The following is a 12,716-nucleotide window of genomic DNA, read 5'->3' on the forward strand; positions in this document are numbered from 1 at the left end:
ATCGACATCTACGGCAATGCCTTCACAACAGGCCTGAACACCTCGTGAAATCGAGCACCCTGCTGCGACATCCAGGCGAAGGCGGTCGGCCAAGAGCCCTCGTCCTCCAGATCAAAACCTTCGTGACCGTAAAGGGCAATTCTGCAGCCGTTACGCTCGGGCAACTCCTGCCAGTCCAGGGCGGCACCGAACGCCTGCTCAATGCTCTGCCGCTGCTCGCGCAGCCGTTGGAACTGGGACTTGGCATCCTCGGCATTGATGTACAGCTCGACCCCCAACCGCCGATCACGCGTGTTTACGGTAAACCCGATGTGAAATCCGGCGCGACCAATTGTGGAGATGATCCAGTGCTGCGCCTTCGGCGTCTGGAAGCGGAATCGCGCGCGATTGCTGGCCTCGTACTCAACAAGACCGGTCCAGAAGCGATGCTGGAGCTGCTTGGTTGGGGAAGCTGCCGAAGCAGCGCGTGCATTCTCGCGCCCCACCTTGCTCCATTCGTTCGGCTTCACTACCACGTTAAAACTCGGCGCCATCGGTGAGTCGGCGATCTTCCAAAGCTCGACCTCGACGGCGAAAAAATCCAGGTCTTCGGTCGTGTTCTGGTTCAGGAATTCAAGCGCCGCCACATGCTCGGACCGGAAGCTCTCGGCCAGCCACACCACCTTGCGCGCGCCCACACCCGCGGCGTAGGTCAGAATCTGCCCCAGGTGCCCGTGGTTGGTGCGTTCGAGCTGGTTTTCGATGATGACTTTGCCGTCACCATCAGTGCACAGGATGTCTACCTTGAAGTCGCCCACCGGGTGCTCAGTGGCAACGAGTTCGAGTTCGCTCAATCCCAGCGCCTCGGCCAGCATCTCCAGGTTTTCGTCCTGCGCCAGCCACGGTGTGAACTCGCCGGCTTCATGCGCCCAGGCTCTGCGCAGCGGCATGCGTTCGAGTTTGCCGAGTGGGGACTTCATGCGAGAGCATCCTCCATCTGTGCTTCTGCTTCGGGGAGCCGCAACTTTCCACTGATCAGTCGGGGCAATAAGCTATCTCGAATCGCGGCCAATTCGCGCGCTTGCAGCGTGCCCAAAACACGACGGTCAAGCAGTGGCGCAATCGTGCTCGCTAGTGGGCCTATCACCTGGGCAGGCGGGAGAGCGATCTTTGCCTCTGATAAGTGCCCACGCTGAATATGTCCCATGGTGGTCGCTTTGTGCGCCGCGATTTCCCGAAACCAGGGCAGGAAGTGCTTCGTTGCCAGGTAGTAAATGCACTTGGGCACCTCATCCGACGTGACCTTGAAGAGGTGCTGGTTCAGTGCACCTTCGCCTCCGCCCCAAAACTCCACTTCGAGCGACCCCGACCACGAGAACAGCACGTCGCCATCGCGAACAATGTAGTCAGGCTTGAGCCGCGCGCTGGCGCGATCTGCACCGCGCGTGTGCCCTGCTCGCAACTGTGCAATCTTGATCACGGGCAAGAACTCATCATCGCTTTCTGGTGGGTACTTCTGAAGCGCCAGCCCGTTTAGATAGTGCGCAACCGAATCCAGTGAGCGCACGGCCCACCCCTTCGGAATCAACCCCAGCGGCGACTCCTCGAACTCGGACGGGAACAGCGCAGCGGTGGCGGCGTCCATGCCTTCGGGCTCGCGCCCTTCGGCCTTGGCGCGCACGGGATCGAAGTCGATGAACCAGCTCTTGAACAGGGCCTGGGCGATGGCTTCGAGGGTGGCATTGGTTTGACGCAGGAGGCTGATTCGCTCATCAAGAAGACCAAGCCAGCCTGCGATCTGCCTCTGCTCACCAATTGGTGGAGTTGGCGTTGGAATTTGCTCGACCACATTCCGTGGTGCGATGTTTTGTTGAACAGCGCCATGAGAAGCGCCGAGCAGACGTAGCTGACCCTCCGGGGACGTCAGAAAGTAGTACAGGAACGACGGGAGTAACCGATCGACGTCGGGACGGAGGACTAGAAGCGCCTGACTGATGATTCCTTTCGGGTCTTCCTCGCGAATGACGGAGATTCGTCCTACCGTACCCGAGCAGCTCACTATGAGGTCATGCGTCCGGACTTGAAAACGCTTCAGCTCCTCAAACTTCATCGGGTCAATGAAGAACCGAAAGCGGCGGTGACCGTCAATTGCCTGCTGTTGCTCGTAGACCGGGATGCCTGCCGACTTCAACTCTGGGCGCCGCAAGGCTGAACCAAATGGGCCCCGGATGTAACCCTTTGGTGCAAGCAGAGTGCCGAGTGGCCGATACTCAAATTGCATACCCCAACTCTCCCAACCTATCTCGAATCACTCTATCGATTTCTGTACCTTCGGCCAGCTGCGCAGCGAGCTGCGCCGTCAGCCGTTCCATCTTCTCGTTGAACGCCTCGTCGTCGTCGTCCGTGGCTTCCGCGCCCACATAGCGGCCTGGGGTCAGCACAAAGCCATGCTCTGCGATTTCGGCCAGCTTCACGGCACGGCAGAAGCCCGGCACGTCGGCATACGCCTCATCGGCTGCCACTTCGCCATCGGCCCGCCAGCGGTGCACCGTGGCGGCGATCTTCTCGACGTCCTCCTCGTCCAGCACGCGGTTCACCCGGGTGTCCATTCGGCCGAGCTTGCGCGCGTCGATGAACAGCACCTCACCCCGACGGTCACGGCCATTCTTGGCCTTGTCCTTGGCCAGGAACCAGAGGCAGGCCGGGATCTGCGTGTTGAAGAACAGCTGCGGCGGCAGAGCGACCATAACCTCGACCACATCGGCCTCGACCATGCGCTTGCGGATCTCGCCTTCGCCGTTCTGGTTGGACGACATGCTGCCGTTAGCCAGCACCACGCCGGCCTGCCCGCGCGGGCTGAGGTGGTGCAGGATGTGCTGCAGCCAGGCGTAGTTGGCGTTGCCCGCCGGCGGCGTGCCGTGCTGCCAGCGCGGGTCGCCTTCGAGCTTGGCGTTCCACCAGTCGCTGATGTTGAACGGCGGGTTGGCCAGGATGTAGTCCGCCCGCAGGTTGGGGTGCTGGTTGTTCGTGAAGGTGTCGCCATGGCTCTTACCCAGGTCGGCCGACAGGCCGCGGATGGCAAGGTTCATGGCCACCAGGCGCCAGGTGGTGGGGTTGGACTCCTGCCCGAAGATGGAGATGTCGTCTGCCCGGCCGCCGTGGCTTTCCAGGAACTTCTCGCTCTGCACGAACATGCCGCCCGAGCCGCAGCAGGGGTCGTACACGCGGCCGTTGTGCGGCGCGAGCACCTCCACCAGCACCTTGACCACGGACGCCGGCGTGTAGAACTGGCCGCCCTTCTTGCCTTCGGCTGTGGCGAACTGGCCGAGAAAGTATTCGTACACCTCACCGAGCAGATCCTTGGCGCGCGAGCCGCCGCCGAAGCCGATGGTGGAGATCAGGTCGATCAGTTCACCGAGCTTGCCGGTTTCGAGCTTGGCGCTGGCGTAGCGCTTGTCCAGGATGTTCTTGAGCTTGGGGTTGTCGCGCTCGATGGCTTCGAGTGCGTCGTCGATGTGCTTGCCGATCTCGGCCTGCTTGGCCAGGGCCCGAATGCGCGCCCAGCGCGCCGCCTCCGGCACCCAGAACACGTTGGCCATGGTGTAGTAGTCCCGGTCTTCCAGGGCGGCGGCGTGATCGTCCGGGTCCGGAAGGAAGAACGTCGTGTTTTTGTCCGAGAACGAAGCGGACAGGAATTCGCGCCGCTCATCGAAGGCGTCGCTCACGTACTTCAGGAAGATCAGCCCGAGGACGATGTGCTTGTACTCGGCGGCATCCATCTGCGCGCGCAGCTTGTCCGCCGCGGCCCACAGGGTTTTCTTGAGGTCTTGGTTCATTAAGCGGCTAGGTGTTTCAGGTCAGGCGTTGCAAAACGTCCGGTCTGCGCAGAAAACGTCCGGGGGGCGGACGTTTTGACCCTGGCGTTTGTGTCCGGACGTTTTCACCGGCCTGGGTTGTTGATGTAGCGGGCGCAAGCGTACCGAAGGCGGGCAGTCTGCGGCACGCAACGCCCGCCACGCGGCGCCTGATGGCCGGAATGCATGCAGTCCGCGGGGGTCCGCCCAAAAAACCGTGCGCGCAACCGAACTTTTTCGACCCCAATTGCACCCTGAAGCACAGTTTGCAGCCCCCCTGCTCGTTCAAGACCTTCCGTGAACTGCCTGCGTTCATATGGCATATCTATACAGTCACCGATTATCGACACGCGAAAACTGCTCGCAGTGCGCAGACAGACCCGACTATCGGTCCAACGGGCCAACGCCGCGGTACGAAATCGGGTCTATCTGCGCGCCCGCTAAACCGCTATTCGGGGGTCAGTTGCGGCGATCGACTGCCTGTAGTGCCGGTACGCACTGCGTCGGAAGGCGCCCCGTTCAATGTCCATCTTCGGGGAGTAGTCAAGGTCCAGCCACGTCAACGCAAACAAGGATGCGAGGTTTGGCTTTGCGCCCTTGCGCGTTTCCTGGATCAGACCGACCTCCTGCAGCTGCTTAAGGCAGCGCGATACGGTCTGGTTACTGGTCCAGCCGAGTGGCTTCAGAGCTTTGGCGCACGCGACCAGTTCACCGTTGTTCTTCCCGTTGAACTGCCGGGCCAAGTCCACCAGTAACGACCGTGCTGCGTGAGTGAGCTCCCGATAGCCCGGGCTCTCTACGACGACGTGCGGCAGCATGATGAACGTCGGCCCGTCGCAGTTACTGCGTCGCCCCCGTGCGCGCTTGCCGCGCATACCGTCTTTCGGATTCACGCGCGATGGAATGGGCCGTCCTGTAGTGGTGTGATCCGGCAGATTTACCAACGGTCGCGCCACGGCGGGGCTGCCCAGGCGGGTCGGGTCCTGGTGAGTTTGACTGTTCGCGTTCATAGGTTCTCACTTTCTTCGCGGTGTGCGGCGCTGCAATAGTGGTTTGGACCGCGGGTTCAATAGGCAAAAGGGCGCCCTGCCCGTCGCCGGGCTGTAGCCAACGGCTGGGCATGAACAGGGCGTTGCTTGGGAAAGTTCTCTTGGGCGCTGATCGAATCAGCGCACCGGCGCGGCCGTACGCAGACCGCGCGACGAGCGGGTTAATCGCGCAAGCGATGGCACGTCACCAGCATGCCGGTGAGTGCTTTCGGGCTGAGCCACGCCGACCGCTGCGGCGAAGGCCGATCGCAGCCGGTGGGGCGCCTAGTGCCGTACCGCGCGTCGAGCCGACGCAGCCGGTTCAGGAAGCTGGACCGACCGGATGAGATGTCCGGCACACCGACGCGCGGTAGCGCTTCAATGCGGTCAAGCATCGCCTTCATGGCGCGCAACAAGGTCGGCCGATCGGTCATGCGGCCTGCCGCGCAGCGAGCCAGTGGCGCACATCGCCCAGCCGCCATGCCGGACAACGCCCGGAATCGCTGAGCTGGATCGGCGACGGAAACTGGCCCGCCTGGATCAATCGCCAAAGCGTGGTTGGCGAAAGCGGCACCATTGCCAGTAGTGACTTCTTACGCACCAAGGCGTCGTCCGGTAAGTGGCTGACTGGCGCAGACGGACGGGCTGCTGCGGCGCGCGACTGAGGGGGAGATGTGTGCTTAATTGTCATTAACACTCCGTTCAAACGAGGTTCACCCGATACAGGCGCTAGTGCGGCGCGGTGTGCATCCCGGCCGCAAAACGTCTGCTTGGCATGACTACCGTATGCGATTTTTGAGGTCGTGCAAGTGCACAGGCTGCGAGCCCGTTCGCACGATTTCAGAACGTCGCACTGCGTGCGGATTCGGTACATAAAGCCGCACGCGAAAATGGATGCACTCAATGGGGACATTCCGGCCGACTGTCCGGACACATCAGTCGCCGCACCGACAAACGAACATGAACGTCGATTCAGACACCTGGATGTGCCAGCCGATGACGCTCCTAAAGCGCGGCTGGTTGACTGCACGCTATGTGGGCTACTACCTGCTGCGTGGCCGCTGGCCACCGAATGCAGCGGAACAGGAGCGGCGGCGGCGTGCGGCGGCGGCTGTATGGGCCGCAAGCCCACGGTTCCTTCACGACCGGCACGGGCATCCCATCGCACTCATCGGCGCAAATGAGGAGCGGAGCCGCTAGGCGCGGTGCAAGCTTGGTCGGATTCGTCGAGCGTTACAGCGCCCGTCGCTGATGGCAACAACCGGCTGATCCCAGCGGAATTGCCGGCACCGTGTCAGGGCGCCCAAATGGCCAGCAAGGAATAGCTCGGGGTCGACTGGGCCGGGGCCAGCTGGTTCTACGCACCGGCAATCCAGCGCAGTCAGGTGCGTGCAGCCGGTCTGCTGCCGATTCGGCCACGCCCTGAGGCTTGGAGGGTGCCTTGGCTGCGATCTGCCTTCGACAGGGTGGCTACGTAAGCTTTGCGCGCGGCGACTGCAAGATCAAACGCACGCTGTTCGCCGTACCGGTGAATGGCAAAACGCTTCGCTCGGGGGCGTCCGGTCTCATCGCGCACGTAGGCCGACCAGTAGGCCAGGATCAAGGGCTCGCCGGAGGCGCTCACGCGCCGATCCTCAATGCGGCACACGCCCCGAACCCCCGAGGTGTTGTTCGCCAGCGGTTTGACCGCTTGCTCCTTGCGTGTGTAGCTGGGCAGGGCGGCGCGCTGATCATCGCGCCACTTGCGCGCAGCCGCCAGCGCCTTGCGCTCCGTGCCGTACTGCAGATTGCTGAAGCGCTTGATGTAGCCGCGGTTCTTTCGCTCGAAGTGCACCAGAAACGCCACCGTCCCGGTGGTCAGCGTCGTGACCTTCAGGATGGCCGGCTCGACAGACTCGTAGCGCAGGTTTTCTCTGTGAGCCGTCATGCGATTGGGTCGACGCGCTGGGCCAGGATTACCCGCGGGTCAGATTGGGCAGGGTTGAGATGAGTGACGCACCACAGCTTGTCTTGTGACCTTCGAGCGCGACCGGTATCCCGTCGATCGTCCAATCGGGGTCGCCTTCGATGATGACGCACATGCCGCCGTGCTGAGGGATCGGGCATGTGCACTTATCGCCCTTGCGAGCCAGCGACTTGCCCATCACATCCGATCGATTCGGATTGACTTGTACAACGACCCCGCCATGGCTGGTCGGATCACCCAGACGAATGGCCCTTTTCATGATTGATTGAACACTCGGCGATAGCGCACATAGCCACCATTCGCGCCGCGTAGCTCCATCATTCCCATGACCCGAAATCCGGCGCGACTGTCATGAACAAAGTCGTCGAACAATTTGATGCTCGCGAGGGGGAGGTCACCCGGGGACTGGAAGCGCTCCAAAGCCCGCGCATCTTCGGCACCGAGCGTCGGCGGCATCGGCGCCACGGGCATACCGCCACCGATCATCATGGTCGCGTAGGCCGGTGAAGTTTGCATGCTTGCCGCGTCTGCTCGCCATTGCAGTTCGCTGATTTGCGCCCGCAGATCGTCGTTCGCCTCGCGCAACTGCTGTGCGTCAGCTGAAGCTGCTTCTTTGAAAAAGCGCTGATCTTCAAGGCGTTGCTCCGGCTGTAGCCGCAGCCCTCGGTAGCGTTGGTATTGCTCCGTGTGAGACCGGCTCATGGCATTCAACGACCCTGAGCGCATGCAGCCATGCTGCCCTGCCCAAGCATTGAATGCCGTGCGCGTTGATTCAGCGATAGCGAACGTGGAAGCCAAACGGGGTAGCTGCTGGATCTCGTCAGCCGAGAGCACGGGGACGCCGGAGCGCACTGCTTCATAGTGCATGTCGACCAATGCGACTTGCGACAGCTGTGGCGTACTGCCCCAACTCGCCATGGACTTGCCCTGCTCACTCGGCGCATAGCCGCCGCCGACATCCGAGTGCATGCCTGGATAGGCCCTCTGCTTGCCGACATTCGCGTCTTCCACGGGAAAAGCGGATCGCTGTTCATGCAGGGCTGCAAAGTGCACACATTGCTCCACGATGGGGTGAATGCTCATCGTTCCATCGGCCCAGGCCATATGCCCATCTGCACCCCACACTGAGTCAGGGATGCCAACACTGGCGACGGTATCGAAGATTCCCATGAAGCTCAGGCGTATGGGGACACCGGCTAAGGTAAACCCATCACCGTCAGCTGAAGCGATCTGTGCAAGCCAGTGGGCAAACGCCCGAGCAAGCGCGGCACCGCGCGAGAAGCCGAACACCGACACATTGATCTGCACCAGCTTCTTGTTCTGCGCTTCGTTCACCTGCTTGAGCCGATCCTCCCAGTGACGCAGCACCCACCGCCGATTGGGCCCCTCAAGACCCATGGTTCGCCAGAACGAGGAGATATTCCCGACGATCGTTGTGGCCTGCGCGTCAGGAATCAGCTTCGCGTTGGTGAGGTACGTGTGTGCTGAGTTAAGCAGCTGCACGAGCGCCCAATTGATACGATCTGACCCCTTCCGCCCTGCCGCGCCACCGGCCTTGCCGTCGTACCACTGACCGCTGTCATTGACCTTGTCGAACGGCGTCCCTACCCCTGGGATGTAGTGTGCGAATAGGCCACTCTCAGGTTCATCGCGGTGGCTGTCGAACAGTCTGGCGACGTTGCTGTGGTAATTCATCGAGCGCTGCCGCCCAGACTTACCCGGCTCTTGCCAGTCCGCGTTGTTACCCGTGCCGTCGAAGAAGATGCTGACAAAAATTTGACCCTTGCACTTCGTCGGATTCGGGTCACGGATGCATTCCATGGCGCGAGCGCGCTGGGCGGCCTCTCGGGCAGACAGCCGCCGGAATCCGCCTTCGGGTGAAGGGTCTGGAATCGTGAACGTCATTTCAGCGTGCCGGTACGTCGGGCCTGAGCTGTGCCTCAGGTCCCTTCAGTGGGTAGTCTGGGTGCCTCAAGTCCAGCATCGTGGCGAACACCCTGATTTCGCCTGTTCGCAGGAAATGAACGTTGAGCGCGCCGACTTTGTTTGTGTCGTAGGCAGGCACATCCACATCGACAACTCTTTCGGTGGATTCCATGCCCTTTTGCCAGAGCACTTTGACTTTGGTACCGGGTGACCACGTTCGGGGAATCGACACGCAACAGCTCGACTTGCCGCCGCCTGAATGGGGCATGAGGTAACCCCCAGCCTGATTGTTGACCGAGAAGGTGATCTCGTCTTTCGTGTGGTTGTAGCCAGTCACACCCGGGGTGAGCATTCTGGGCTCCTTGTCATTTGCGCACGCGCTGGTCAACAAAGCGCTCGCCAACAGCATGCCAGCGGCAAAGCGATACGCCAAGGCGTGTCGCCGCAGCCATCCACTAGTTACGATATTCATCCAAACCTCCGAACAGATGCTCGTCATCAATCGCCGGTGCAAGCGGTTGAATCTCCCCCCACAAGGGCGAGCCCGCCTGCCAGACCCGATCAGGCAGTAAGTCACTCCAATCCAGAAAGCTCATCACACGCACCGAGGGTTGTGTTCTCCACTGCACCAACTCGGGTTCATTCAGGAAGGCGCCCGACGTGTACAGGGCGAGCAGCATGAACTGCACTTGAGCGGGATGGCCTTCGACGCCGATCTTCCGAGCGACTGCCAGGTGATCGATCAGGAAACGTGTCAGCCTCGACGAGTTCACCCGCGACAGTTCGTCGGGAATCGTTTCGCGCAACGTGCGCAAGACGGCATATGGCACCGAGGCATCGATCAGATGACTGTACTGAGCTGGATTGAGCTCGAACGGGGGCTCAAGCTCGCTGGCGACCTCATCCGACAGGATCTCGGCACTTCGTGCAGTACCAAACCGATCCCAGTACATCCAGCGTCGGACGGGCCCGAAAAAGCTCGCCAGCTGTTCTTGGGACAAGCACTCCAGCAGCGGCTCGAAGACACGCGTGTCGTACCAACGCAGGATCATCTTCTGGTCATCGGGCAACTTGGCGACGTGGAACTGGCGCAGATGCCTTGCCACGCCCTCAAGATCCTCGGGGGAGGAAATCGCATGGACGGCAGGCTCCTCATGCGCAATCGTGTTGATGCGCTTGAGCAGCGGCTTGTACCGCTCGTCCTCGCCGTCCGGCACCGGGAAGACCAAGGGCGCGATCTCGACCAGCCGCTTCTCGGGTGTTCCGTCGAACAAGCTGGCGTACTGCCAGTGCAGCGCCTGCAACGCACCGAGTACATCAGGTGCTTGCGCACCATCAACGATGAAGTAGTCGTTCAGCATGCCAGCTGTCAAACCATCACGCCTGGCGCGCCCGACTTCATCGCGTCCAGCAAGCAGTTCTTGCAGTCAGTGCGCGGGAAGTCCGGCAAGGTCGGCGACTTGCTACTCGGCCCCTTCAGGTCGTACTTGGCGGTCTTGACCAACAGGTTGCCTGGCCCACCGATCTCGATGTTCCCACCCTTCAGGGTGATGTACGCGCCGCCGGACTCAATGAAAGTGATGTGCTGCTTGGCTTCTATCAGCACATGCTTTTGGCTTGCCGTCAGATGGATGGCCTGCTCAGCATTAATCACGGTGTCGTCATGCTGGCTTTGGAAGAGCAGCTTGCCGGTATTCGCGATGCTGTGAATGCCACCGGACTGTGCGAAGTGACGGATGCCGGTCGTCGCATGCACATGCGACTGCAGCCCGGTAGTCACTTGAAGATTCTTGCCAGTCACTACATCTGCATGCTCACCGGTACTGACGGTCAGGTTCTTGGGTGTGGCCACCACGATGCCCGCTGGGCTGTGCAACGCGAGATGATTGGCCGTGGGGTCCGTGGCCTTCTCCTCATTGTTCGCGCCGCTGCCGAGACCCTTAACCTCAGAGGTCTGCTGTTCCTGCGGCTTCAGGTCAATGCCCTCGAAACCCGTTTCGTCAGCTCCGGTGGCTGCCTGATGGGTTTTCGCGTTCTCGGTCAGCTGCTTGGCCAGCTTGAGCGATTCCTCAAGGCATCGAACGAGATCATGCCGATCCAGCGTTCCACCCACCGCCCCGACCTTGCCGTCGGTCGTGATCAGCAGGCCCTTGGCTGCCCGTACCGCACCCCATTCATCGGTGCGCAGCTCGAAGCCCTGGCCGCGCGGCTGCGCGTTGGCCTTGGCCGCGGGCCCCTCGCCCTCACCCGCGGCTTGATCCGCCCGCGGATGCACGAGCCAGCCCAGGTTGAGCTGTGAGGCGCCTTCGGTGGATGCGACCTGCGCGCGGACTTGCCCCGTCGTGTCGTCGAACAGCACCTGGTTGTAGCCGCCGCCGCCGATTTCCTTGCTCTTGAAGCCGGCCAGCGCCTGGTTGCCCGGCAGGCTGCCGGTGCCGCTGAAAGTGGTCGGGCGGTTAGCGCCGTTGTTTACGCGGCCGATCACGATGGGTGCGTCCGGGTCGCCGTCGGCAAAGCCCACCAACACTTCCTGCCCGATACGCGGGATGAACTGGCTACCCCAGTTGGCCCCGGCCCAGGGCAGGCTCACGCGGAGCCAGCAGGTGTCCTTGCCGTCGCGCTGGCCGTAGCGATCCCAGCCGAAGTGCACTTTCACGCGGCCCCACTCGTCGGTGTGGATCTCGCCATTGCCGGCGCTGCCACCCACCACGGTGGCTGTCTGGATGCCCGGCACGATCGGCCGAGGTGTGGTTCTGGCAGGCCGGAACGGCAGCGTGTCGGGCTGCGCATGGATGCTGCACGCGAAATAGGCACCACCGGCTGCACTAACCAGTTCCGGTGCCAGCTTGGCGAGCAGATCTGGATCGATGCCTTCGTAGTTGGCGAAGACGGCGGTGAGTTGGTGTGCCGTGATCAGGTGACGCTTGTTCAGCGCGCTCTGCGCATGCTTTGCAAGCGTGAAGCAGCCTCCGGCGTACAGGGCTCGGGCTGTGGTGCGGCCGGTGTAGGTGTCCGTCGGTGCACCCAGCGCTTCGAGCGCCACCTGCGCCTGGTGCAGGGCCTCGCTCTCTTCGCGGCTTTCCTTGTGGAACAGGCCTGGGGTGGCATAGATCTCGGTTTGCTTGGCACCGAGCTTGGGTGCGTGTTCCGGTGCGACGCGCTGGTCAGCCTTGGGCTGTGCGGGCGCCTGCCAGGCGTAGTCGCTGACAACCACCTGGCTGGACGCCACCTGCCGTGCCGGCTGCCAGTCCAGCAGGCTTTGCTCGTCCTCGCGCCGCTTGCCCACCTGAGCGTTGAAGGGCACGGTCTCGTAGCCAGGGCAGTCGATGTGCTTGGCGATCGAGTCGGTGAGCACCAGGGTGTGACTGCCAGCGGCATGGGTGAAGTGGTAGGTGATCCCCTCCAGCTCACACAGCCAGTTCACGAACTCCAGGTCGGACTGCCGATGCTGAACGGTGTACGGCCGCTTGGCATACGTGTGCGTGAGTTTGAGTTCGACCTTGGCGATCGGATGGTCCGCAAACACGGCCTGCAGGATCTCGGGGATGGTCTGGTCCTGGAAGATGCGCGAGTCGGTCGTCAGCGAAAGGAACCAGAGCCAAGGGCGCAGTTCGACCTCGTAACGTGAGTAGCGCCCCAGCTGATCGATCAGCCTCGCACCGGCCACGATGCCATCCACATGCCGCACGGAGTCGTCGGCAAGATTCAGGCGTACTTCGCTGGTCAGGTGCTGATTCAGGAGTCCGTGCAGATCGACGGCTGCATCCAGGCTGAGGAATTGCAGGGTGCTCGCCTGCGTGCTGTTCAGGCGCTCGGCGTGTTCGAGGCGATGAAACAGCAGCGGCGACTTGGCGACGCCCGCAGGCGCGCGCAGCTGCGCGAACGGCTTACTCATGGACTGATCCCCTGCCGGCGCTGCGACATCGGGGAGGAGAGGCGCAGGCTGGCTTGCTATGGATGCAA

General features: G+C 62.1%; 13 protein-coding genes. 1 reads left to right on the forward strand and 12 read right to left on the reverse strand.

The genetic code is table 11. The features are described 5' to 3' along the window. Positions 1-8: 8 nt before the first annotated feature. From ACMDW7_RS10945 to ACMDW7_RS10970, 6 genes are all read right to left on the reverse strand, one after another. Positions 9-959 (reverse strand): DUF4268 domain-containing protein, encoded by a 951-nt coding sequence (locus ACMDW7_RS10945; protein ID WP_377300714.1) that lies wholly within the window; start codon positions 957-959, stop codon positions 9-11. After that, a complete protein-coding gene (locus ACMDW7_RS10950; protein ID WP_377300713.1) occupies positions 956-2,260 on the reverse strand; it encodes a restriction endonuclease subunit S in 1,305 nt (434 codons plus the stop codon). The genes ACMDW7_RS10945 and ACMDW7_RS10950 overlap by 4 nt, the downstream gene beginning before the upstream one ends. Beyond that, positions 2,250-3,815, reverse strand: coding sequence for a type I restriction-modification system subunit M (locus ACMDW7_RS10955; protein WP_377300712.1), 1,566 nt, complete (start codon positions 3,813-3,815; stop codon positions 2,250-2,252). The genes ACMDW7_RS10950 and ACMDW7_RS10955 overlap by 11 nt, the downstream gene beginning before the upstream one ends. Before the next feature lie 458 nt (positions 3,816-4,273). Continuing rightward, positions 4,274-4,843, reverse strand: a complete 570-nt coding sequence (locus tag ACMDW7_RS10960) for a hypothetical protein (RefSeq protein ID WP_377300711.1) — start codon at positions 4,841-4,843, stop codon at positions 4,274-4,276. A gap of 200 nt (positions 4,844-5,043) precedes the next feature. Further along, positions 5,044-5,295 (reverse strand): hypothetical protein, encoded by a 252-nt coding sequence (locus ACMDW7_RS10965; protein ID WP_377300710.1) that lies wholly within the window; start codon positions 5,293-5,295, stop codon positions 5,044-5,046. Then, positions 5,292-5,462: a helix-turn-helix transcriptional regulator gene (locus ACMDW7_RS10970; protein ID WP_377302507.1), complete on the reverse strand. Its 171-nt coding sequence runs from the start codon at positions 5,460-5,462 to the stop codon at positions 5,292-5,294. The genes ACMDW7_RS10965 and ACMDW7_RS10970 overlap by 4 nt, the downstream gene beginning before the upstream one ends. Before the next feature lie 359 nt (positions 5,463-5,821). Between ACMDW7_RS10970 and ACMDW7_RS10975 the strand changes: the two genes are divergently transcribed. Continuing rightward, positions 5,822-6,061 (forward strand): hypothetical protein, encoded by a 240-nt coding sequence (locus ACMDW7_RS10975; RefSeq protein WP_377300709.1) that lies wholly within the window; start codon positions 5,822-5,824, stop codon positions 6,059-6,061. Positions 6,062-6,242: 181 nt separating this feature from the next. Here the strand turns inward: ACMDW7_RS10975 and ACMDW7_RS10980 are convergent, their stop codons facing one another. Genes ACMDW7_RS10980 through ACMDW7_RS11005 form a run of 6 tightly spaced genes read right to left on the reverse strand, consistent with a single transcriptional unit; the run spans position 6,243 to position 12,648 of the window. Continuing rightward, on the reverse strand, positions 6,243-6,788 hold the full coding sequence (locus tag ACMDW7_RS10980) for a hypothetical protein (protein ID WP_377300708.1): 546 nt from the start codon (positions 6,786-6,788) through the stop codon (positions 6,243-6,245). 28 nt (positions 6,789-6,816) lie between these two features. Next, positions 6,817-7,086, reverse strand: a complete 270-nt coding sequence (locus ACMDW7_RS10985; protein WP_377300707.1) for a PAAR domain-containing protein — start codon at positions 7,084-7,086, stop codon at positions 6,817-6,819. After that, complete coding sequence (locus ACMDW7_RS10990) at positions 7,083-8,732, reverse strand: T6SS phospholipase effector Tle1-like catalytic domain-containing protein (protein WP_377300706.1); 1,650 nt, start codon at positions 8,730-8,732, stop codon at positions 7,083-7,085. The genes ACMDW7_RS10985 and ACMDW7_RS10990 overlap by 4 nt, the downstream gene beginning before the upstream one ends. A gap of 1 nt (position 8,733) precedes the next feature. Continuing rightward, positions 8,734-9,225, reverse strand: coding sequence for a DUF3304 domain-containing protein (locus ACMDW7_RS10995; protein WP_377300705.1), 492 nt, complete (start codon positions 9,223-9,225; stop codon positions 8,734-8,736). Next, positions 9,209-10,114 carry a DUF4123 domain-containing protein gene (locus ACMDW7_RS11000; protein ID WP_377300704.1) on the reverse strand — a complete coding sequence of 302 codons (906 nt, stop codon included), beginning with the start codon at positions 10,112-10,114 and terminating at the stop codon, positions 9,209-9,211. The genes ACMDW7_RS10995 and ACMDW7_RS11000 overlap by 17 nt, the downstream gene beginning before the upstream one ends. 8 nt (positions 10,115-10,122) lie before the next feature. After that, on the reverse strand, positions 10,123-12,648 hold the full coding sequence (locus tag ACMDW7_RS11005) for a type VI secretion system Vgr family protein (protein ID WP_377300703.1): 2,526 nt from the start codon (positions 12,646-12,648) through the stop codon (positions 10,123-10,125). Positions 12,649-12,716 lie beyond the last annotated feature (68 nt).

The organism is Piscinibacterium candidicorallinum, from assembly GCF_047549485.1.
GTDB classification, from domain to species: domain Bacteria; phylum Pseudomonadota; class Gammaproteobacteria; order Burkholderiales; family Burkholderiaceae_C; genus Piscinibacterium; species Piscinibacterium candidicorallinum.

Excerpts from the sequence above, each read along its gene's own strand:
- ACMDW7_RS10945 (WP_377300714.1), bottom strand. The coding sequence starts at position 959 with ATGAAGTCCCCACTCGGCAAACTCGAACGCATGCCGCTGCGCAGAGCC.
- ACMDW7_RS10950 (WP_377300713.1), bottom strand. The coding sequence starts at position 2,260 with ATGCAATTTGAGTATCGGCCACTCGGCACTCTGCTTGCACCAAAGGGT.
- ACMDW7_RS10955 (WP_377300712.1), bottom strand. The coding sequence starts at position 3,815 with ATGAACCAAGACCTCAAGAAAACCCTGTGGGCCGCGGCGGACAAGCTG.
- ACMDW7_RS10960 (WP_377300711.1), bottom strand. The coding sequence starts at position 4,843 with ATGAACGCGAACAGTCAAACTCACCAGGACCCGACCCGCCTGGGCAGC.
- ACMDW7_RS10965 (WP_377300710.1), bottom strand. The coding sequence starts at position 5,295 with ATGACCGATCGGCCGACCTTGTTGCGCGCCATGAAGGCGATGCTTGAC.
- ACMDW7_RS10975 (WP_377300709.1), top strand. The coding sequence starts at position 5,822 with ATGAACGTCGATTCAGACACCTGGATGTGCCAGCCGATGACGCTCCTA.
- ACMDW7_RS10980 (WP_377300708.1), bottom strand. The coding sequence starts at position 6,788 with ATGACGGCTCACAGAGAAAACCTGCGCTACGAGTCTGTCGAGCCGGCC.
- ACMDW7_RS10985 (WP_377300707.1), bottom strand. The coding sequence starts at position 7,086 with ATGAAAAGGGCCATTCGTCTGGGTGATCCGACCAGCCATGGCGGGGTC.
- ACMDW7_RS10990 (WP_377300706.1), bottom strand. The coding sequence starts at position 8,732 with ATGACGTTCACGATTCCAGACCCTTCACCCGAAGGCGGATTCCGGCGG.
- ACMDW7_RS10995 (WP_377300705.1), bottom strand. The coding sequence starts at position 9,225 with ATGAATATCGTAACTAGTGGATGGCTGCGGCGACACGCCTTGGCGTAT.
- ACMDW7_RS11000 (WP_377300704.1), bottom strand. The coding sequence starts at position 10,114 with ATGCTGAACGACTACTTCATCGTTGATGGTGCGCAAGCACCTGATGTA.
- ACMDW7_RS11005 (WP_377300703.1), bottom strand. The coding sequence starts at position 12,648 with ATGAGTAAGCCGTTCGCGCAGCTGCGCGCGCCTGCGGGCGTCGCCAAG.